The organism is Sphingobacterium sp. UBA7253, from assembly GCF_002472745.1.
In the GTDB taxonomy this organism is placed as follows: domain Bacteria; phylum Bacteroidota; class Bacteroidia; order Sphingobacteriales; family Sphingobacteriaceae; genus Sphingobacterium; species Sphingobacterium siyangense.
In genome coordinates this window covers 1-21339 of record NZ_DKSP01000249.1, presented here as the reverse complement: position 1 = coordinate 21339, position 21339 = coordinate 1, and the positions used below count along the sequence as shown (strand labels likewise).

The 21339-nt window shown below is 41.4% G+C and carries 15 protein-coding genes; 11 read left to right on the top strand and 4 right to left on the bottom strand.

What is annotated here, in order from left to right; all coding sequences use genetic code 11:
- Positions 1–46: 46 nt before the first annotated feature.
- The gene (locus tag B2X72_RS26170; RefSeq protein ID WP_232475685.1) at positions 47–1123 is read left to right on the top strand and encodes a glycoside hydrolase family 27 protein; all 1077 of its coding nucleotides are present in this window, start codon (positions 47–49) and stop codon (positions 1121–1123) included.
- A gap of 119 nt (positions 1124–1242) precedes the next feature.
- On the opposite strand, the gene B2X72_RS26165 is transcribed toward B2X72_RS26170, so the two are convergent.
- Positions 1243–2043, bottom strand: a complete 801-nt coding sequence (locus B2X72_RS26165) for a FadR/GntR family transcriptional regulator (RefSeq protein WP_244294475.1) — start codon at positions 2041–2043, stop codon at positions 1243–1245.
- A gap of 75 nt (positions 2044–2118) precedes the next feature.
- Between B2X72_RS26165 and B2X72_RS26160 the strand changes: the two genes are divergently transcribed.
- The 10 genes from B2X72_RS26160 to B2X72_RS26115 all read left to right on the top strand — a co-directional run bounded on the left by B2X72_RS26160 (position 2119) and on the right by B2X72_RS26115 (position 18556).
- Positions 2119–5406 (top strand): SusC/RagA family TonB-linked outer membrane protein, encoded by a 3288-nt coding sequence (locus B2X72_RS26160; RefSeq protein WP_088160383.1) that lies wholly within the window; start codon positions 2119–2121, stop codon positions 5404–5406.
- 9 nt (positions 5407–5415) lie between these two features.
- Positions 5416–6981, top strand: a complete 1566-nt coding sequence (locus B2X72_RS26155) for a RagB/SusD family nutrient uptake outer membrane protein (RefSeq protein ID WP_088160384.1) — start codon at positions 5416–5418, stop codon at positions 6979–6981.
- Between the two features lie 74 nt (positions 6982–7055).
- Complete coding sequence (locus B2X72_RS26150) at positions 7056–7976, top strand: dihydrodipicolinate synthase family protein (RefSeq protein ID WP_286735933.1); 921 nt, start codon at positions 7056–7058, stop codon at positions 7974–7976.
- Between the two features lie 89 nt (positions 7977–8065).
- Positions 8066–9205: a hypothetical protein gene (locus tag B2X72_RS26145; RefSeq protein WP_088160386.1), complete on the top strand. Its 1140-nt coding sequence runs from the start codon at positions 8066–8068 to the stop codon at positions 9203–9205.
- A 51-nt stretch (positions 9206–9256) separates the two neighbouring features.
- Positions 9257–10492 (top strand): MFS transporter, encoded by a 1236-nt coding sequence (locus tag B2X72_RS26140; protein ID WP_145328188.1) that lies wholly within the window; start codon positions 9257–9259, stop codon positions 10490–10492.
- Between the two features lie 34 nt (positions 10493–10526).
- Positions 10527–12632, top strand: coding sequence for a GDSL-type esterase/lipase family protein (locus tag B2X72_RS26135; protein ID WP_286852126.1), 2106 nt, complete (start codon positions 10527–10529; stop codon positions 12630–12632).
- A gap of 51 nt (positions 12633–12683) precedes the next feature.
- Positions 12684–13904 carry an AGE family epimerase/isomerase gene (locus tag B2X72_RS26130; protein ID WP_286852124.1) on the top strand — a complete coding sequence of 407 codons (1221 nt, stop codon included), beginning with the start codon at positions 12684–12686 and terminating at the stop codon, positions 13902–13904.
- Between the two features lies 1 nt (position 13905).
- Positions 13906–15888: a family 20 glycosylhydrolase gene (locus B2X72_RS26125; RefSeq protein WP_286852122.1), complete on the top strand. Its 1983-nt coding sequence runs from the start codon at positions 13906–13908 to the stop codon at positions 15886–15888.
- A gap of 72 nt (positions 15889–15960) precedes the next feature.
- A complete protein-coding gene (locus B2X72_RS26120) occupies positions 15961–17118 on the top strand; it encodes a sialidase family protein (protein ID WP_286852120.1) in 1158 nt (385 codons plus the stop codon).
- 169 nt (positions 17119–17287) lie between these two features.
- The gene (locus tag B2X72_RS26115; protein WP_286852119.1) at positions 17288–18556 is read left to right on the top strand and encodes a family 16 glycosylhydrolase; all 1269 of its coding nucleotides are present in this window, start codon (positions 17288–17290) and stop codon (positions 18554–18556) included.
- Positions 18557–18741: 185 nt separating this feature from the next.
- Here the strand turns inward: B2X72_RS26115 and B2X72_RS26110 are convergent, their stop codons facing one another.
- The 3 genes from B2X72_RS26110 to B2X72_RS26100 are packed head-to-tail and all read right to left on the bottom strand — an operon-like array spanning position 18742 to position 21009.
- Positions 18742–20061, bottom strand: a complete 1320-nt coding sequence (locus B2X72_RS26110) for a serine hydrolase domain-containing protein (RefSeq protein WP_286852117.1) — start codon at positions 20059–20061, stop codon at positions 18742–18744.
- The gene (locus B2X72_RS26105) at positions 20058–20615 is read right to left on the bottom strand and encodes a hypothetical protein (RefSeq protein WP_286852115.1); all 558 of its coding nucleotides are present in this window, start codon (positions 20613–20615) and stop codon (positions 20058–20060) included. The genes B2X72_RS26110 and B2X72_RS26105 overlap by 4 nt, the downstream gene beginning before the upstream one ends.
- 49 nt (positions 20616–20664) lie before the next feature.
- Entirely contained in the window at positions 20665–21009 is a 345-nt protein-coding gene (locus B2X72_RS26100; RefSeq protein ID WP_248933055.1) for a PadR family transcriptional regulator, read from the bottom strand.
- Positions 21010–21339: the final 330 nt, after the last annotated feature.

Here is a 21339-nt window from a genome sequence, read left to right as displayed (position 1 = left end):
CGCTTGGAGTCTAAAAGGGTTGTGTCAAGAGGCAAAACCACCAATAATGGGTTGGAGCAGCTGGAATAGCTTTCGGATCCATATTGATGAAAAGTTGATTCGGGAACAGGCAGATGCCATGGTCGCGACTGGCTTGCACGATGCGGGATACAGTTATGTCAATGTGGATGACGGGTATTTCGGGGGGCGTGACCAAGCGGGAAAACTTTACGAAGACCGTTCAAAATTTCCCGGTGGAATGCGGGCCCTATCCGATTATATTCATTCTAAGGGATTAAAAGCGGGATTGTATTCGGAAGGTGGAAAAAATACCTGTGGTTCTATCTGGGACAAAGACCCAAAAGGCATCGGGGTAGGGATGTATGGACATGAAGACCAAGACGCGCAGTTATTTTTTAAAGAGTGGAATTTTGATTTCATCAAAGTGGATTGGTGTGGTGGATTGGAAATGAAGCTAGATGATCGCGAACAATATACAAAAATAATAACGGCAGTGAAGGCTGTTCGCCTAGATGTAGGCTTTAATCTTTGCCGCTGGCAATTCCCGGGTGACTGGGCAATTAAACAAGTGGATTCCTGGCGTATCTCGCAAGATATACAACCAAATTTTGCTTCAGTGTTGCATATTATTGATCTCAATCGTAATCTTTATCCCTATAGCTCTCCGGGGCATTATAATGATATGGATATGCTTCAAGTGGGTAATGGAATGACTCATGAAGAGGATAAAACGCATTTCTCGATGTGGTGTATGTTGAATTCACCTTTGATGGCTGGAAACGACCTTCGGAAAATCTCGAAACAGACACTTTCTATATTGACTAACAAAGAGCTCATAGCTCTGAATCAGGATAAGGCTTTTAAACAAGCACAAGTCGTTCATAAAGCGGGTGAGGTAGAAGTCTGGAAAAAAGATCTGGCAGATCCAAAGCATAAAGCATTTGCAATTCTTAATCGGTCGGACAAAGAAACGATGTTTAAACTGGATATTAAAGCGCTGAATTTGTCTCCAAAAAATCGCGTCAGAGATTTATGGCTTCATCGCGATGAAGGAAACCTTGGTCAGAATACAAAATTCATTCTTCCTCCGCATGGAATCATTGTACTGTTGCTGTCTGAATAACAAAGTGTCAAATTGTACGATAACCAAGTAAAAGGATTAAGTGGAGATGCTTTAAAGAAAAAGCCCAATCATATGATTGGGCTTTTTTATAGTGTTGTAAATCAATCATGTTAAACAGATTATCCAATAGATTTCTTATATAAAAAGAGTCGCTGATAATGATTGTCAAGATGCTTGCGCATGGCATTTCGAAAAACCTCGGCATTGCCGACCTTCAATATATCAACTAGGCCTCGGTGTGAAATAAAGCTTTTCGATGAACTGGGACTAGTCAGTAAGCCGCTGCTATGGACATATTGAAAAACAGGTAACAGCATGTTCTGGAAATCTTTGAGAATCGTATTTCCAGTGATTTCATAAAGCTTACCGTGAAAGGCTACTTCAGTTTCAATGTCGAAAATTGTATTATCTGCATTTATAGGTTCCTTGGCAACGATCGCTTCCAGCTCCTCAATGTCTTTTTCCTGTATATGTTCAAAAAGAATATCCGCCATACCCACCTCCAGCACCATGCGCATTTCAAAAAGATCCTGTAAGGTCTTGTTTTCCATAATGGTTGGGTAAAGTGATTTGCGTAGCGGTTTTATGAGATCTGGACTTGTTAGAACGGCCCCACGATGTTTTTTTGATTCGATCAATCCGACCATACGTAACCGCAACATAGCTTCGCGAACTACTGTACGACTTACACCAAGGGTTTCGGCCAATTCAATTTCCTTAGGTAAAGCATCTCCAACCTTTAAGCCTTGGTTGACAAAAAGATTGATGATTTCTTTTTCAGCACGGTCTACTAGTGAAGAGGTATCAATTGTATTAAGATGTTCTATCAGCGAAGAATTCGGTTCCATATATATTACATATCGCGCATTAGGCGCATTAAGACAAAGATAATTAATAAAAGTGATTAATATGTTATACATAATTTGATTTAAATTTGTTTTTTACATTTAGTAATTTATATATTTGTATATATGTAATACTTAATACAAACCAATATGTATTCAAACCTAAAATTACGAACCCTTCTCACGCTGTCTGTTTTGATGGGCAATTTGCTTTTAGCCCAGGCACAAGACCATGCGGTGCGGGGAAAAATTACCGATGCAAAGACAGGGGAGTTGCTCGGCAACGTGACTGTAAAAGTCAAAGGATCCAACCAATCTTTGCAGACAAATGCTGATGGGACTTTCTCAATCAGTACCAATCCCAATACTATTTTAGTCATCACGTCTACGGGGTATAGACCATATGAAGTAAAAGTTGGACAATTAAATCAATTGGATATCAAACTCGAGTCCAAGGTTGAGCAAATGGATGAAGTTGTGGTGGTTGGATATGGAAAAATGAAAAAGGCGAATTTAACGGGGTCTGTTAGCAGCTTGGATAAAAAAGTGCTTGAAACTGGAGTTCGTTCGAACCCAGCTTCTGCTTTGGCGGGTACAATACCGGGTATTCGGGTCCAGCAAACTTCAGGAAGACCGGGAGCTGTACCCACAGTTGTGCTTCGTGGCGGAACTACCTATGGCGGCGGTGGTACCCCATTGGTCATTGTTGATGGGTTGATTAGAAATGGATTTAATGACATTAATCAAAATGATATCGAATCAATAGATGTCTTAAAAGATGCTTCTGCTACAGCTATTTATGGTGCTAGAGCTGCAAACGGTGTAATATTGATAACCACAAAAAGGGGAAAAGAAGGTGTTTCCAATATTACATTGTCGTCTAAAGTTGGTGTCAATAAATTGAACAACCCTTTTGATTTCCTGAGTGCCAAAGATTACTTAAACTGGAGTAGAAAAGGTGTTCAGGTATCGGGGCAATATCAACCGTCCCAGTTGAATCAATTGACGAGTGTGGGGCCCTTTGGTACGGGGAATAAATATAAGGATGATAAGGGAAATATCTTAGATGGCAATCTTACGAGCAATGCAGTGTGGAGTACCATGTTGCTCGATGATACCAATCGTGAATTGTTGCAACAGGGATGGCAGACTATGATTGATCCTGTAACAGGAAAAGAATTAATTTTTAAGGATTTTGACTATGCTAAATACGCACTTCGTGATGCTAGTTTGACGCAAGATTACAATATCGCATTGCAAGGTGGGAACGATAAAGGTAAATATTATGGAAGCGTGGGGAAATATAATGAGAAAGGGATGCCAATCAATACTTTTTATGATCGTACAACTTTTGTATTGAATGGTGAATATAAAGTTAAGCCTTGGCTACATTCATTATCAGGTGTGAATTTCGCGTATACAAAATGGCGTGACGCTATTAACGGAGAAGGAAACTATATGACGCGGGCATTGGGGGCTCCTCCAACAATGCGTGGTACGAACGCCAATGGTGATCTACTCGTTGGTCGAGATTATCAAGATGGGAATCCTGTGGTAAATGACGATAAGTTCATTCGTAAAAACCTAAATCAGAAGCTTACGCTTACCCAAGCTTTTACAATTAATTTTTTAGAGAACCTTAGCTTACGTGTAAGTGGTAACTGGTTTTTCAACCAATCTACTTCGGAGTCCTTTAATAGAGACTATCTAGCCAGCCCAGGAAATTATGTTCGCACAAGAAATTCCTCGGCTTCCTATGATAAAATATATAATCAAACCTATAATGCCGTTTTAAATTACAGAACTGAAATCGCGAGTTCGCATCATATCGACGCTATGTTGGGTTCTGAATTTTTTGATACTTATAACAATGGATTTACAGCGGCTGGAAGTGGGGCTCCCACAGACGACTTTATGGATCTTGGATTAACGAGTCCAGATGCCAATAAAAGAAGTATCGATTCATACCATGATCGACAACGTATCATGTCCTATTTTGGACGCGTAAACTATGACTATAAAGAAAAATACCTTTTGACATTGACTGCACGTAGAGATGGTTATTCGACATTGCTAAATAATCGATGGGGAACCTTTCCTGGAGTTTCAATCGGTTGGGCACTACATCATGAAGATTTCTTGAAGGATTATTTAGGGACTGATAAAATCGTAAATACGTTAAAATTACGCGCTAGTTATGGGGGAAATGGTAATGTCAGTGGAATCGGATCTTATACACTTCAAGGTTCATATGGCACAAACAAGTATGATGGGCAAGTGGGGTACACAATGTCTACGCTTTCAATTCCAAACCTCAAATGGGAAAGTCTGATTACAAAAGAAGTAGGACTTGAATCCAGAATCTTAAATAAGATTGATTTGAGTCTTGCCTATTATCATCGAACAACTAAAGATAAGATCGCAAGCCTATCATTACCATCTTCAGCCGGTTTTACCACAATTACGACCAACAATGGCGATATGCAGAATCAGGGAGTCGAGATTGGGGTGAATTATCAAATTCTACGGAGAAAAGACTGGGATTTGAGCTTTAACTGGAATACGGCCTACAATAAAAACAAAATCTTAAAACTACCATTTAATGGTGTTGAAAATAACAGGCAAGGCGGTTTACAGGTTTATGATCCAAAATCCAAAGAACTCGTTTGGGTAGGGGGGAATCAGGAGGGACAAGACCCGAATGTTGCTTATGCTTATGAAGCCATCGGGATCATTCGGACAAAAGAACAGTTGGATAGCTATGCCTTGCAATTGAAGGATCTGATCGGTGCGCGTACATTGGTACATCCTGATGTCTATAATGCGATGTCCAGCAGTGAGAAGAATTTATACTATCCATTAGCTTTAGGCGATGTTATGTGGAAGGATGTAAATGGGGATGGTATAATCAATTCTTATGATAGGGTGTATATGGGAAATACAGTACCGAGATGGACGGGCGGTTTTGGGGCTGCTTTACGCTGGAAGAATATTAGTTTGAGTACCCGTTTTGATTATGCATTGGGATATGTTGCTTATGATGGACCGAGAGCTTGGTTTCTTGGAATGATGCAGGGAACATTCAATACGACAACAAGTGTATTTGATACATGGACACCTGAAAATCCAAACGCAAAATATCCGACTTATTATTGGGCTGATCAATTATTTAAAAATAATACCAGTCGGGAAAGTAGTATGTTTTATAATAAGGGGAATTATCTGGCATTTAGAGAGATCAATGTGTCTTATCGATTGCCAAAATCCATTGCTAACCGATTAAAAATGGAAGATTTAAGCATCTCCGCGACAGGCCAAAACTTACACTATTGGTCAAAAAATACGTTGTTCTCCCCTGAAAGTGGAAGTGTTGGGCAAAATGGCGGTGGGTACCCTCTTCCTAAAACATTTATACTTGGGCTTCAATTAACATTTTAATTCCAAATTATGAAAAAGATATTTATATATATAGGTCTTGTAGTTTTTCTGTTTTCTTCTTGTAAAGAAATTGACCTAGACCTTAGTCCCGAGGATTACTTTGCCAGTGGGAGTTTCTGGAAAAGCAATGAGCAGGTCGCTGGAGCCATGCTGGGGCTTCATACTCAATTGCGTGGCCAACAGCAAAACCTATGGAATTTGGGTGAACTGCGTGGGGGAACCTTAAGAGATGGTACCAGTTTTACAGGAACAGCATCATTGAACTCAGCAGGGATAATTACACAGGATATTCGTGAAAGTTCTCCTGGCATATCGGGCTGGGCTGGATTGTACGCGCCAATTTTTCAGGTTAATAATTTTATTTATCAGGTAGAGAAAGCTGATTATTTGACAGATGTGCAAAAGGGCTATTATTTGGGGCAAGCCTACGGACTGCGTGCTTTTTATTATTTCTATCTGTTTAGAACCTATGGCCGGGTGCCTTTGGTGACAGAACCACAAGCCGCAATTAATACCCCGACCTCAGCGGAAGAGGCATACAAAGCGCGAACAGAAACGGAAAAAGAAACCTTAGACTTTATCAAATCGGAAGTTGATAAATCGGAAAAATCGTTTTCAGGAAATTATGAGACTAAAAATCAAAAAGCACAATGGTCTTTGGCAGCAACAAAAATGTTGAAAACAGAGGTGTACTTATGGTCGGCCAAAGTTGATATGGATGGAAAGGCCCCAGAGAATAGTCTTGCGGAATTAAAACTCGCGAAAGCCGCGATAGAAGAAGTAATTCCTAAATATACGCTCGTCAGCAATTTTGCAGAAGCCTTTAAATCTGCCAGTGTACCAGCGATGAAAGGTAATTCTGAGATGATCTTTGTACTTCGTTACCTAAATGGAGAAGCAACTTCATTTTTCAGTAATTTCATTTATGCAGCAAGTGATGATATTACTGGTTATGTAGATGATAATGGACTGGCAATTCCAAAAGATCCTCTTCAGACCGGGGCTACAGGTTTGATCCGTTATGAGTATAAAATGGATCTCTATAGATTGTATGAAAAAGCTGATACAAGGGCAAATGCAACATTTCTGAATTTTAATAAAGGAAATACATCTGCAGTAGTATTTAGAAAATTCTTGGGAACTTTGATAGACGGTGTTCGTAACTATACCGATGATTATCCTGTTTATCGCTTATCCGAAGCTTATCTATTGTTGGCGGAAATTAAGAATAAATTGGGCGAGGATCCAACTGCTGAAATCATGGCTGTGCGTAACCGCGCCTATGCTGGAAAAGCGCCTTTGTTTATAAATGGCAGTTTTGAGGCAAACGAATTAGCGATCTTCTATGAACGTACGAAAGAATTTGTGTCCGAGGGCAAGCGATGGTTCGATTTGCGACGCATGCAGGATGTCACTGGAAAGCCTTTGTTATTTCGTAAAGATTTAAACTTAGTCGGCGTATTGAACAACATTGATGGTCAGAAGCATAAAATCTTATGGCCAATAGACTTGGGGACACTTACTGCAGATCCTAAATTAAATGATCAGCAAAATCCGGGTTACAAGGGAACCTAAAAACGAATAGCCTGTCTCAACGCTATGCGAGGATCTGAGGCAGGATATTGTTAACTATTTATATAAAATACCATATGCTAGACCAAAAAATCTCAGGATTAATTGCAGCGCCATTTACTCCTTTCGATGAAAACGGAGAATTGAATCTTGAGCTGATTCCGCAATACTATGCGATGTTAAAGCGCAATCGGGTAACGGGTGCCTTTATTTGTGGCTCTACCGGAGAAGGGGTGTCGTTGACTTTTGAGGAAAAAGTTGCGGTCATGACTGCTTGGGCCAGATTAACGAAAGAGGATAATGCATTTACACTCATGATGCTTCTTGGCGGAACGAATATCAAAGAATGCCAACAATTGGCTAGGCTGGCCGAGCAAGCAGGGGTAGATGTTGTTTCATTTACTTCACCATCTTATTTCAAACCTGCTAATGTGGAACAATTGGCAAAATGTTGTGTCGAAATTGCTAGTGCAGCCCCGAATACGGCTTTCTATTATTATCATATCCCGGTATTGACCGGTGGAAACTTCCAGATGATCGACCTGTTGAAGAAAATTGATGGCGTAATACCAAATTTTAAGGGAATCAAATATACGCACGAAGATTTTATGGATTTTCTAAGCTGTCTGAATTATGCAGATCGGAAGTATGATATGTTATGGGGAAGAGATGAGAATATGCTGTCCGCTTTGGTATTGGGTAACAAAGGAGCTGTCGGAAGTACCTATAACTACGCTGCACCTTTATATCTTGAGCTTATAGAGGCTTATGACCGGGGAGATCTTGAAAAAGCTAATGCTTTGCAGCAGCAATCTATCGATATGATCACATTGTTAGGAAAGTATGGTGGTATTTCAGTAGGAAAATCGTATATGAAATTGATTGGCCTTGACTGCGGAGCATTTAGACTACCCGTAAAGAATATTTCTGCGGAGCAATTTGAACTCTTTGAGAGTGATGTGAACAAACTTAATTTTCAGACGTTTTGTGCACAGTAAAATAGATCTCCCTCTCGAGATGGGTATCATGAGTGCTTACATCGAGAGGGAAATTACAGGCTGAACTGTAGGTTCAAGAATAAATAGATATGACAAAACAACATTGGATGGGAGTTATTGTGGGAATACTGTTTACAGGTGCTGTTCATGCACAGGGTGGTCGATTGGAATGGCATAAAGGCATTACATTGCCAGCTATGCAAGATGGAAAGGGGCATATTGGTATGGCAGGACCAATAGCTGGTGTCACAGGCGATTGTCTCCTGGTTGCTGGTGGGGCGAATTTCCCGCATTTACCCCCTTGGGAAGGTGGGGCGAAAGAGATCCAAAAAGATGTTTTTATTTACGGAAAAAAAGGGGGACGACTGAGCTTAATAGCCCAGGACAGTCTTCCTATAGCGGTTGCTTATGGTGCCAGCCTAAGTCTACCCGATGGATTGCTGGTTATCGGTGGAGAGACTCCTGATGGAAAAACAGCCGCCTGTAGAATGATTAAATATGATGGCTCTACCAAGAAAATTACGGTGTCAGACTTTCCGAACCTCCCATTTCCATTGGCTAATATGGGAGCGGTAGTTCATGGAAATAAACTTTTTATTGCCGGTGGTGAAAGGCCTGATGCTGTATCGGATCAAGTGTTAAAATTGGATTTAGCACATCTTGAAAAAGGATGGGTCTGTGTGGGGAAATTACCCTATGCAGTCTCCCATTTGCAATTGTTGTCTGATAGTCAAAATGGCCTTTATCTGCTTGGTGGAAGAAAGGCTCATCCAGAGAGCCCTTCAACATTATACCATGAACTGTGGTGCTCAACCGATGGTGGTAGTACTTGGTCCAAACGGACCGACATTCCTTTCCCTGCTGCAGCAGGAACAGCTTGTGTATTGCCCGACCAAGGAATATGGTTGTTGAGTGCAGATCGGGGCAATACCTTTCATCAGGTGGAAGCGCTGATCTTTGATGCTAAAAAGGAAACAAATCCATCACGGCGACAGAAATTGATTGATGCCAAGAATAAATTGCAAATCAATCATCCCGGTTTTGGCAGAGCAGTATGGCGTTATGATCTGAAATCGGCGGAATGGAAGCGGATGGGGGATTTGCCGTCGGATGGACCTGTAACCACGACAGCTGTTGTTTGGGGCGACATGATCATCTTGCCCAGTGGCGAAATTAAGGCAGGCGTTCGTACTCCGGAGATTTTAGTAGCCACATTTTCTAAGAAATAGGATTGAAAAAATAAGATATAAAGAACTCAATATAAACCTGATAAACTTGAAATGATCTCTTCTTTACGACATAAATCTTTTTACCCATGGCTCGTTGTAGCCCTCCTTTGGGGGGTAGCTCTGCTGAATTATATGGATCGGCAGATGCTATCAACTATGCGTGAAGCCATGCAGGTCGATATTCCACAGCTGCAGCGTGCCGAGACTTTTGGTGTATTGATGGCCGTTTTTCTTTACATCTATGGTATCATGAGTCCTATAGCCGGTATCGTTGCCGATCGCAGTAATAGAAAATGGCTGATCGTAGGCAGTCTTTTTGTGTGGTCGGCCGTAACGTATGGCATGGGGATGGCGCACGATTATGCAATGCTATTGGTTTTACGGGCGATTATGGGATTTAGTGAAGCATTGTATATCCCCACAGCTCTTTCGCTGATCGCGGATTACCATACCGGAAAAAATCGATCGTTAGCGATTGGCTTACATATGACCGGACTCTATACAGGTCAGGCCTTGGGTGGTTTTGGTGCTACATTGGCCGCTTCAAAAGGATGGCATACCGCTTTTCATTGGTTTGGAATTATCGGAATATGTTATGCGGTCCTATTAGCGATCTTGCTTGTGGAGAAGAAACATGAGCCATCCCTCGAGGAGCCTGCTTCGGAAGGACGATTGTCTCTTCCCAAAAGTTTATTGTTGCTATTTTCCAATGTGGCGTTTTGGATTCTATTATTTTATTTTGCGGCTCCAAGCTTACCCGGCTGGGCCATCAAAAATTGGTTGCCAACCTTGTTTGCCGATAGCCTGAATATTCCAATGGCCAAAGCTGGTCCATTGTCGACCATCACAATCGCGATCTCATCATTTATTGGAGTTATCGTCGGCGGAATACTAAGTGACCGATGGGTACAAAAGCATATCCGCGGCCGCATTTATACCAGTGCAATTGGGCTTGGATTAACCATACCAGCTTTATTGTTTTTGGGATTAGGCCAGACCTTACCTGCGGTGGTTGGAGCCGCAGTCTGTTTTGGAATTGGATTCGGCATATTCGACGCCAACAATATGCCTATCCTATGTCAGGTTGTTCCTAAAAAATTGCGCGCAACCGCTTATGGTTTTATGAATATGGTGGGCGTGTTTGCTGGAGCAGTAATTACGCAATGGTTAGGGAAATTTAAGGATGAAGGTCATTTTGGGTTAGGCTTTGCACTATTAGGGGCAGCGGTACTGCTAGCGCTACTCTTGCAACTCCTGTTTCTCAAACCCAAAACAACGGAGAAGTAATCGCTTTTATTTCCTGAATGAATAGATGATGAAAATGAAATCCTTAATCAGCACGCTGCATACCTATATTTCAAAAAAAGGAGGTCTACTTTTAGGTTTGATGGTCTCCATCTCCATTGCAGTGGGACAACCCCGGACAAAAGTAGCTTGTATCGGTAACTCCGTAACCTTTGGTTATGGGCTCGGAAATTCTAAAGAGGACTCTTATCCGGGCCAGCTTCAGGCTTTGCTGGGTCAGCGGTTTGAAGTGAGGAATTTTGGTCATTCAGGGGCCACACTTTTACGTAAGGGGCATAGACCTTATTATAAAACGGAAGAATACAGAAAAGCCTTGGATTATAAACCTGATGTTGCCATTATACACCTGGGACTCAATGATACTGATCCGAGAAACTGGCCAAATTATAAGAACTCCTTTGCATCGGATTACGCGACTCTGATTGACTCCATACGATCCGTTAATCCCAAAGCACAAATTTACATCTGTCGATTGACTCCTATTTTTAGTGGTCATCCGCGCTTCTTATCCGGGACACGCGATTGGTATGATCAAATTCAGGTGCTTATACCGCAGATAGCAAAAAATAACCAAGTGGGACTGATCGATCTGAACAGCCCACTGCGGTATCGGATTGATCTTTTTGACGATTACTTGCATCCGAACAGGGAAGGAGCTGCATTGATTGCTGAACAGGTCGCGCATGTATTGATCCCTGTTCTCCAAGATTTGCAAGTGGCCGAAACCATCGGTTCGGATATGGTGCTCCAGCGTAATTGGGAAAATAGCATCTATGGTAAAGGTACTGCCGCCGATGTGATCACTCTTGCATTTAATAAGAAAAACTATAAGACCCAAGTCAATCCCGAAGGCTTCTGGGAAATAAAGTTGCCTAAAATGGAAGCCGGAGGACCTTATGAAATAACAGTGCGTTCGGGCAAGCAGAAAATAGTGTTGAAAAATATTCTTTTTGGCGATGTATACCTTGCTTCGGGACAATCAAATATGGCTTTTCAACTTCGTGGAGCCACAAAGGGCGAAGAGCTGATCAAAGATGCACCGCACTTAAAGAATGTGCGCCTTTTTAAATGCCGCAGCCTTGTGGAGACCAATGCTGTTGCATGGGATACCGCGACCTTAAGGAAAGTAAACGATTTGTCCTTTTTCAGCGGTGCCTGGCGGCAAGCTACCGGGGCGGAGGCCGCGCAATTCTCAGCTGTTGCTTATTCATTTGCCCAGCAGATCGCCAGCGAACAGCATATTCCCATTGGTATTATTGATCTATCGGTAGGTGGGTCTAATACCGAATCATGGATTGATCGAAAATCATTGGAAAACGACGATTTGCTTGCCTCTTATATTCACAACTGGCAAAAATCAGATTTCCTGCAGGATTTCTGCCGTGAGCGCGCCAGTCAAAATCTAGCAGTTTCAAAGGTGAAAAATCAACGCCATCCGTATCAACCAGCTTACAATTTTGAAGCGGGTGTCAGCAAATGGTTGAGCACAGGATTGAAAGGTATACTGTGGTATCAAGGTGAGAGCAATGCGCATAATATAGAACTTCACGAACGTCTTTTTAAAACATTGATTTCCTCCTGGCGGAAGAGTTTTCACCAAGATCTACCTTTTTTCTTTGTTCAGCTCACAAGTATAGATAGACCTTCATGGGGTGATTTTAGAAACTCACAACGCTTACTGGAGAAAGCCATTGCTGGTACATACATGGCCGTAACGATCGATGTAGGTGATTCTTTGGATGTACATCCCCGTGAAAAGATTGTGGTAGGCCGAAGGTTGGCAAATTTAGTGCGTAAACATGTATATGGTGTTGAATTGAATGCAGATCATCCTGATCTGGTCAGGTATGCGCTTCGTGATGATAAGCTGTTATTGACATTTGATCATTGTATAAAATTAATAACCCCGGGGAATGCGCCTGTGAAAGGTTTTCAGGTAATGGACAATAAGGGGGAAATTTCTGATGTAAATGCAAATATCCTATCGGGCAATGTCGTCGAAATCGTTAAACCAAGTTTCGGAATCAGTAGAATCCTGTATGGATATGAACCTTTTAGCAGGGCAAATCTTCAAAATGAAATTGGAACGCCAGTGTCCACTTTTGATTTGACGATCAACTAAACATAAGACGATCAACTAAACATAAATAAATTGACACAAAAACTAGAACAGATGAAACAGACAAGTATAAAAGATACCGCAAATATAATAGACACTGATTACTTGAAGGAGTTGGAAGTTTTTTATCGTGATCAGCTTTTAAAAGACACTGTACCATTTTGGTTTCCACGATCGATTGACCATGAATGTGGCGGCTACCTATTTATGCGTGATCATGATGGGGCTTTGATTGATACAGATAAAGCCGTCTGGATACAGGGAAGGGCATGCTGGTTGCTGGCCACACTTTACAACACGGTTGAGCAAAAAGAGGAATGGCTGGAAGGGGCCCGGATAGGCTATGAATTTTTGAAGAAACATTGTTTTGATGCAAACGGCAAAATGTATTTTCATGTAGACCGCATCGGTAACCCAATTCGTATGCGTCGTTATTTCTTTTCAGAGACTTTTGCGGCAATCGCCTTTGCAGCCTATGCAAAAGCGACGGGAGATACTGATATTGCTGCGGAAGCACGTGAGCTGTTTGGAATTTGTCTAGCTTATGCACAGGGAGAAAGATTGGTGGAACCAAAATACGAACAGACCAGACCAATGAAAGGGATCGGTGTGCCGATGATTATGATCAATACAGCACAGCAAATTCGCGAAACAATTGGAGATCCACGCTGTGATTTCGTTATCAGTAATTTTATCGCGCAGATTGAACGTGATTTTGTAAAAGATGACATCCGCTGTGTGATGGAACAGGTTGGTCCTGAAGGTGAAATTGTTGATCATATTGACGGGCGTACACTCAACCCTGGACATGCCATCGAAGGAGCGTGGTTTATCTTGCATGAAGCGAAATATCGGGCGAACGATCCGCATCTGATTGACCTGGGCTGTCGTATGTTGGATTATATGTGGGAGCGCGGCTGGGATACAGAATATGGTGGTATACTATACTTTCGGGATGTCTATGGAAAGCCGGTACAAGAATACTGGCAGGATATGAAGTTTTGGTGGCCGCAGAATGAAACGATTATAGCAACATTACTCGCTTACCTAATGACCGGAAATGAGAAATATAAAAGTTGGCATCAGCAGATCAATCAGTATGCCTACGATCATTTTCATGATAAAATCAATGGTGAATGGTATGGCTATCTGCATCGTGATGGGAAGATTGCGCAGACGGCAAAAGGTAATTTATTTAAAGGACCATTCCATCTCCCTCGTCAAGAGTGGTATTGTATGAAAATACTAAAGGAATTTAACACGATTAAGGGATAACATGAGGCGACAAACTGTAGCGACAACTAAGTTCCTCCAAAGGCTGATGATGATTGTCATGATGATCTCTCCGCTATATGGTATGTCCGAAACTATCAGACCTTTGCTTCCCATGCCGCAGTCTGTTACCTGGAAAACCGGGTATTACCAGGTCAAACATATTGTGTGTGTACGCACCAAAGGAGCAGTGTCAACTACAGATAGACAAACTTTGACAGCGCTGCTAAGCGATTGGGATGTAAGGCGCATAGACTTCGATAGCAAGGAAAATATAGCTATAACGATTAGTTGCAATAAAGAAATGAAACTTCCCTCGTCTTCTATGGAAGGCTATCGCATCGTTATAGATAAAAGGGGAGTAAACATTGAAGCCCGAGCGAGTAAAGGGGGTTTCTATGCTCTGCAAACTTTGCGTCAACTGGGAGGCAGCGATGGTAAGTTGCCGTATTGCGTCATTACAGATTATCCATCTTTTCGTTGGCGTGGCTACTTGGTAGACGTGGGAAGAAATTTTCAGTCTATGCAGGTGTTGAAGGAGCAGATCGATATGATGGCGCGGTATAAGCTGAATATTTTTCACTTTCATTTCACCGAGGATATTGCATGGCGACTGATCAGCAAAAAATATCCCGGTTTGACCGACTCGGCAAATATGGAGCGTTGGAAGGGAAAGTATTATACAGTCGACGATATGCAGCAGCTGATCCGGTATTGTCGTGATCGTCATATTCAGCTCGTACCCGAAATTGATATGCCAGGGCATTCCGCAGCATTTCGCCGTAATTTTAAAACCGATATGCAGAGCGATAGCGGCATAGCGATCATCAAAGAACTGGTGAAGGAATTTGCGATCACCTATCCCGGGCTACCTTATCTGCATATTGGGGGGGATGAGGTGAAAATTCACAACCAAGCATTTTTGCCGATGATGACAAAATGGACGGAGGACTTAGGTCTAAAAACCATCGGCTGGGAGCCTGGTGGTAATTTGCAGGCACACACAATCCGCCAGTTTTGGATGGGTGGGCCACAGGCTATTACCAATGACTCACCTTTTGAAGTGATTGATTCAAAGCATTTGTATATCAATCATATGGATCCTTTGGAAACGGTGACGACCTTGTTCTATAGGGAATTAGGTGGTCAATCGTCAGAAAATGAAAAGTTAATGGGTGCGACGTTATGTTCCTGGCCCGATCGTGCAGTCCATCATGAACGTGATGTATTCCATCAGAATGCTGTTTACCCGGCTTTGCTGACTTTTGCGGAACGAAGCTGGCGAGGAGGAGGAGATTTTGAATGGCGTAGTAATATCAAAACGGATGTAAAGGGATTAACGCAATTTGCTGAATTTGAAAAGCGTTTGCTCCAACATAAAAGATTGTATTTTAAAGATCTTATTTTTCCGTATTACGCACAAAGTGGGCAAAAATGGATGTTGTATGGGCCTGTGGAAAATAAAGGTGATCTGAGCATGGTCTTAAAAAATGAAGCGACAGGAAAATTTACAAATTTAAAAAAGATCGGTGAGTTTTGTGGTGGGACTATCGTATTACGCCATTGGTGGGCTGATGTGGTAAAAGGGGCTATTGATCGGCCGCTTGAAAATAGTACCGTATATGCTGTGAGCAAAGTATGGAGTGAAAAAGGGGGAAACCAAAGTTTTTGGATCGGTTTTAACGACCTCTCCCGTTCATATGCCAGTGATTCACCAAATTTGGGAACCTGGGACGATAGAATGAGCAAAATTTGGGTGAACGGGCGTGAAGTGCTTCCACCGAATTGGCAACATGCTGGCCAAAAAGGAAATTTGGAGCTCCCATTGGTTGATGAAGGTTACAGCTACCGAAGTCCAAGCATTGTTCTGCTGGAGAAAGGCTGGAATACAGTTGTGGTGAAACTTCCTGTGGGAGAATTAAATGGGAGAGATTGGCAAAATCCACTAAAATGGATGTTTACTTGCCTACCGATTGAAAGGGAGTAATAAATAACCGATCGCATTGTATTAACACAGATGAATTTTTTAAATAGGAGTAACAATAAAACTTATATAGATATGAAGAAATTAGGGACAGTGTTGGTATTTGCACTGTTGGCAGGAATTTGCCACGCTCAGGAAGTGAATGTATTTGTTTCAGGCGAAGATGGCTATAAAAGCTACCGCATACCTGCTATTGTAAAGGATAAAAGCGGACGGTTAATTGCTTTTGCAGAAGGTAGGGTGGATCATGCCGGCGATTTTGGTAATGTAGATATTGTTTATAAAATTAGTCAGGATAATGGAAAAACATGGGGCCCATTGCAAGTTGCTGTTGACAATGATAATTTGCAGGTCGGAAATCCAGCTCCGGTAGTGGATCTATTGGATCCGGCATATCCGAAAGGACGCCTGTTTCTTTTTTATAATACGGGTAATAATCATGAGGGAGAAGTCCGTAAAGGAAATGGTTTGCGAGAATGTTGGTCAATTAGTTCGACCGACGGTGGTAAGACCTGGTCTAATCCAGAAAACATAACGCTTGAGACGCATCGTCCCAATCAACCATCCGTAAATGCACAATATATTTTTAAGGAAGACTGGCGGACTTACGCAAATACGCCCGGACATGCTTTACAATTTGATTCTGGTAAGTTTAGAGGACGTATTTATATTCCTGCTAACCATTCTGAAGGAAATCCGAAAGAAAATGGCAAGGACTATTTTGCGCATTCGTATTACTCGGACGATCATGGAAAGACATTCAAGATAGGGGCAAGCGTGAAATTTGAGGGATCAAATGAGACAATGGCTGCGCAGATATCGCATACAGGGCTGTATATGAATTCCCGTAATCAGCAAGGTAATGTCAAATCGAGGATTGTGTCTTATTCAAATGATGGTGGGGTTACTTGGGATACAACCTATTATGATAAAAACTTACCCGATCCGGTCAACCAGGGTTCAGTGCTTTCCTGGCAAAAGAAAGGAAAATATATATTGGCTGTGTGTAATGCTGCATCAACCGATAGAAGAGACAATCTAACCGTTCGATTAAGTAATGATCAGGGCAAAACATGGTATTTTAATCAGGTTGTGGCCAAAGCGCCGGAGGGTGTGAAAGGGGATTATGCCGCTTATTCCGATTTAGTACTTTTAAATAAAAATAAACTCGGCGTTTTATTTGAAAAAGAAAATTACAGCAAAATTGTCTTTTTGCCCGTAAATTTTAAGTAATCGGGCACATTGTGTTATCGATATAATATGCATTTTCTTTCATTTCTTCCTTTTGGTTAAAACAGGAAGGAATGAAAGAAAAAAATGAATCTTCGATTATTATGCAGCTTGCTCCACAAGCTGTCAAATGACGATATAAACTTAAATAAAACCAATAATCCAAAACTAAATGAGAAAAACCAAATTTTGGCTGGTGCTGAGCCTAATCGCAACTAGCCTGTCTATTTTTGCCTGCAAAAAAGACTCTACAGCAACAAAAAATCCGATTCAGGAAGTGAGTAAGGCGAAGGCCTCGACTAAGCTATTAAATGCGACTACCGTAGCGACAACAGATTACGAATTGATCTGGTCGGATGAGTTTAATAGTAGTGGGGGATTTGATTCCACAAAATGGTCTTATGCTGACAGGGGCACTGTCGCATGGAATAAGTATATGACCTCCTTGCCAGCTTATGCCTCCCAAGATGGGAGCAATCTCGTATTGCGTATGGATAATGCCGTTGTAGCCGGAGATCCTGTTGCTTATCATGCTGGAGGAGTTAAGTCGATGGGGAAATTTAGTATGACTTATGGAAAAGTTGAAGTGAGGGCTAAATTTACACAAGGAAGAGGTTCATGGCCTGCTATTTGGATGATGCCCGAACCCGCTACAGCGTATGGCGGCTGGCCTAGCTGTGGTGAAATTGACATTATGGAGCATGTCAACAACGAAAGTGTGATGTACCATACGATCCATAATGGCTCAGTTACCAATGCAAATGGTGGGAGCACAGCATCGAAATCTGCCACCTATAATACGACAGATTACAATCTATATACAATGATCTGGAGTCCGAACGACATTCGATTTTACATCAACAATGTATTGCAGTATACCTACGCAAGAGTTTCCGGTGGGGGGACGCAGCAATGGCCATTTGATGTTCCTTTTTATCTGATTCTAAATCAGGCTGGTGGAGCGGGATGGCCAGGGGCGATCACAAATGCTGACTTGCCCTTTAGTATGCAGGTGGATTACGTACGTGTATATAAGCTGCCTTTATTTAGTAATGGCGATTTCGAAAGCGGTGTCATCTATCCATGGACAACATGGGGCGGTGGATCATCGGTTGTTTCCACCGATGCCCGGACAGGAACCAAATGTATCCGCGAAACAGGCGGAGAGACATCCATTGAACAATACCTGACCGGTTTAACGCCAAATACGACTTATCGGTTCGGTGGCTACGCCAAAGTGTCTGCAGCTGGCCAGTCGGTCAGTATTGGTGTCAAAAATTATGGGGGAACTGCGATCGATGCGACTATAGGTACGACCAGCTACTCCAATAATTCGGTAACTTTTACAACTGGAGCCAATAATACTACTGCTACGGTCTATTTCTATAAACCCTTGAACGGTACGGTGTATGGTGATGATTTCTATTTGGAAAAACTGTAAAACACCGTAATTGAAAGAGCAGCGGTTTAGTTCAACCGCTGCTCTTTTAGCGATACTGCGTGATGACGCGGGCCTCGGTCCTCATTGAGGATGTCGATATAAACTTCATAACTACCTAATGAAAAATGTAAGATAGTGCCAAATAAAGGCCATGAATCTTTACATTAGTTAACCGCAGTATCTCCTTATTTCTTCAATACAAGAGTATGCCCATTTTGGTAGAGTGTCATTTTGTTTTCGCTACGTTCGAAAACTATTTTTACGCCAAATTGCGGTTGGACCAGCGTATTTCTATCCTTGGGTTTCAGTTGAAATGCCGGCTGACCGACAACTTGACCCAGCACCTTGTTGCCCTCTCTCGTAATATTTATCTGAATAGGAGGCTGTTCGCTTTTGTATTCGCCGACGAGGCTTGAAATTTCTTCCTCTGTCAATTGTATTTCCGCAAGATCAGGAAGTGGAAAAGGTTTTTTATAAAGTTCGCCAAGGCTGAACTTTAATATTTCATTATTATTATAATTGTTGGCATTGCTAATGATAGCGACATTATAATTACCATCATCAAAATGACCAGCTACCGAGGAGTATCCATCTATACCACCTGTGTGGCCAAAGCCTATATGTTCATAGAATGGTAATTGGAATAAACCCAATCCATAGCCCTGATCTATTTTTTTCATCTCTTCCAGGCTTGCAGCATTGATTATTTTATGGCTAAATAAACCATTGAAAAATTTGCCCAGATCTGCCGGAGTTGACCAAACGGCTCCGGCTCCAAGCGGAACAGAATTGTCCGTGTGTAGTTCAAGGGTCCATTCGTGAGTGAATCGATAAGATTCGCTAACATCCCTGCTGTTATTTTGTGGACGGCCAAAGGTTGTCTCTTGCAAGTTTAATGGCTTACAGATGTATTCTTTCAATAAAAAAGCATAGTCTTTTTTCCAAACTTTGTCTAAGATATAGGTAAGTAGAATGTAGTTTGAATTACTATATGCATGTTTACTGCTGGGAGCAAAGTCGGCTCCGCCTTTGACGATGCGTTCAACAAGTTCTTTCTCTGTCTGTGGTTTAGTATTCCATGTCAAATAATCGTTGTCATCCGTGATATTGTGTAATCCGCTGCTATGATTTAACAATTGGCGAACGGTGATTTTTCCAGCGTCTGGAATATCTTTAAAGAATGCAGATATTGGTTCGTCTAACTTCAGTTTTCCGAGCTCAACTGTTTTTAGTACAAGTGTTGCTGTGAAAGTTTTGGAGATTGAACCTATGCCATAACGCGTATTTATGTTCGCTTTCTTTTTCTGCGCTACATCTGCATATCCAATTGCCTTTTGATAGAGTAATTGATCGCCTTTGCTGATTGCAATACTGCCCATCCAGACATTATTTTTATCCATGACGGACATCAGGCTATCCATGCGAACAGCTGTGAATTCCTGGGCTTTGAGAATAGGGCTTGATAGGGTTCCTAAGAGGAACAATAACACTGTGGTTCTTTTCATAATTTATGGGGAATAGATTTTTTGAGTTTCAAAATTAACGTGGAGGAATAGTAAAGTCCACTGATGATAAATAGAAATGCCGGAATGAAATAATTGCCCAATTGTTCGTAACGCAGGGCTTCTTCATGCTGTAAAATAAGTTTGCCGAATATGAAAAACTTGTTGGGCGCATAGAAGAATCCGACTCCCTGAGGATCAATAAATTTGGCCACGACTAGAAATACGGCGATGAGCATAAGGGTATAGATGATATAATAAATCATGTTTACGATCCCTTGTGTGAGCATGATAGGTACCCGTAATAAGGATACGGATTTACGAGGAGATTTTATTGACGGGGCAATCGACGTTGACAAAATCATTTCCTTGATAAAAGTCTCTGGTAACCCGAGTTTATCTAAGATTTCTTGGAGCTGACTAGGCATGGCGTCATGGATTAACTGTGGGGGAAGCTGCTGTTGCAATGCCTCAAATATGTGGCTATTGATTTCACATAATATATCCTGTCTTTGCTCCAAGGCTAATTTTTTTACAAGAGCCGTTGCTGTTGACATGTAGTCTTGATATAGCCGAGCTGAGAATCTATTTGTAAAGGGTATCTGGTTATAATGCATGCGTCAAAGTGGTTAAATGTTGGTTTAAGCTTGTCCAGTACGTTCTCATCTCTAAGAAAGTACTTTGGCCTTCCTTTGTTATTTTGTAATATTTTCTTGGAATCCCAGTTTCCTGAGGTACCCATTTCGATTCGACCAGGCCTTCGTTTTTTAAACGGATCAATAAGGGGTATAAAGTTCCTTCAGCAATATCAATGGCCGTTTTCTTCTTGACCTCCTGGATAAGATCATAGCCATAGTATTCCTGATCATAGGCAAGAATACCTAATACAACAAAAGAAAGACTTCCTTTTTTTAGCTGTGAAATCCATTTGTCAATAAATTCTTTGTTCATGGAAGTAAATATATAACAAAATACATAGTAATACAATGTATTGTTTTAAATTTTTAATATACCTTTTAATGAAGGAAAGTGTCCTAATTAAAAAAAGATGGGGGAAGTGGATTTGATGTTACTTCGATTGAGTTTTTGCTAAAAAAAACACTTGAAGTGGGGAACTTCAAGTGTTTAACCTAACCAATTATTAACCTAAATTTATGAAAAGTATACTTTCTCAAGTATAACAAACTATGTTCAATATCTGTGCCATTCTATTTGTTAGTTTTATAATATTTTTCTTTGTGTCACATCTGTCCTAAATAAATTTTAGGATTGGATTTCTGT

Excerpts from the sequence above, each read along its gene's own strand:
- B2X72_RS26150 (WP_286735933.1), top strand. The coding sequence starts at position 7,056 with ATGCTAGACCAAAAAATCTCAGGATTAATTGCAGCGCCATTTACTCCT.
- B2X72_RS26160 (WP_088160383.1), top strand. The coding sequence starts at position 2,119 with ATGTATTCAAACCTAAAATTACGAACCCTTCTCACGCTGTCTGTTTTG.
- B2X72_RS26115 (WP_286852119.1), top strand. The coding sequence starts at position 17,288 with ATGAGAAAAACCAAATTTTGGCTGGTGCTGAGCCTAATCGCAACTAGC.
- B2X72_RS26135 (WP_286852126.1), top strand. The coding sequence starts at position 10,527 with ATGAAATCCTTAATCAGCACGCTGCATACCTATATTTCAAAAAAAGGA.
- B2X72_RS26140 (WP_145328188.1), top strand. The coding sequence starts at position 9,257 with ATGATCTCTTCTTTACGACATAAATCTTTTTACCCATGGCTCGTTGTA.
- B2X72_RS26110 (WP_286852117.1), bottom strand. The coding sequence starts at position 20,061 with ATGAAAAGAACCACAGTGTTATTGTTCCTCTTAGGAACCCTATCAAGC.
- B2X72_RS26165 (WP_244294475.1), bottom strand. The coding sequence starts at position 2,043 with ATGTATAACATATTAATCACTTTTATTAATTATCTTTGTCTTAATGCG.
- B2X72_RS26145 (WP_088160386.1), top strand. The coding sequence starts at position 8,066 with ATGACAAAACAACATTGGATGGGAGTTATTGTGGGAATACTGTTTACA.
- B2X72_RS26170 (WP_232475685.1), top strand. The coding sequence starts at position 47 with ATGGGTTGGAGCAGCTGGAATAGCTTTCGGATCCATATTGATGAAAAG.
- B2X72_RS26155 (WP_088160384.1), top strand. The coding sequence starts at position 5,416 with ATGAAAAAGATATTTATATATATAGGTCTTGTAGTTTTTCTGTTTTCT.
- B2X72_RS26100 (WP_248933055.1), bottom strand. The coding sequence starts at position 21,009 with ATGAACAAAGAATTTATTGACAAATGGATTTCACAGCTAAAAAAAGGA.
- B2X72_RS26125 (WP_286852122.1), top strand. The coding sequence starts at position 13,906 with ATGAGGCGACAAACTGTAGCGACAACTAAGTTCCTCCAAAGGCTGATG.
- B2X72_RS26120 (WP_286852120.1), top strand. The coding sequence starts at position 15,961 with ATGAAGAAATTAGGGACAGTGTTGGTATTTGCACTGTTGGCAGGAATT.
- B2X72_RS26105 (WP_286852115.1), bottom strand. The coding sequence starts at position 20,615 with ATGTCAACAGCAACGGCTCTTGTAAAAAAATTAGCCTTGGAGCAAAGA.
- B2X72_RS26130 (WP_286852124.1), top strand. The coding sequence starts at position 12,684 with ATGAAACAGACAAGTATAAAAGATACCGCAAATATAATAGACACTGAT.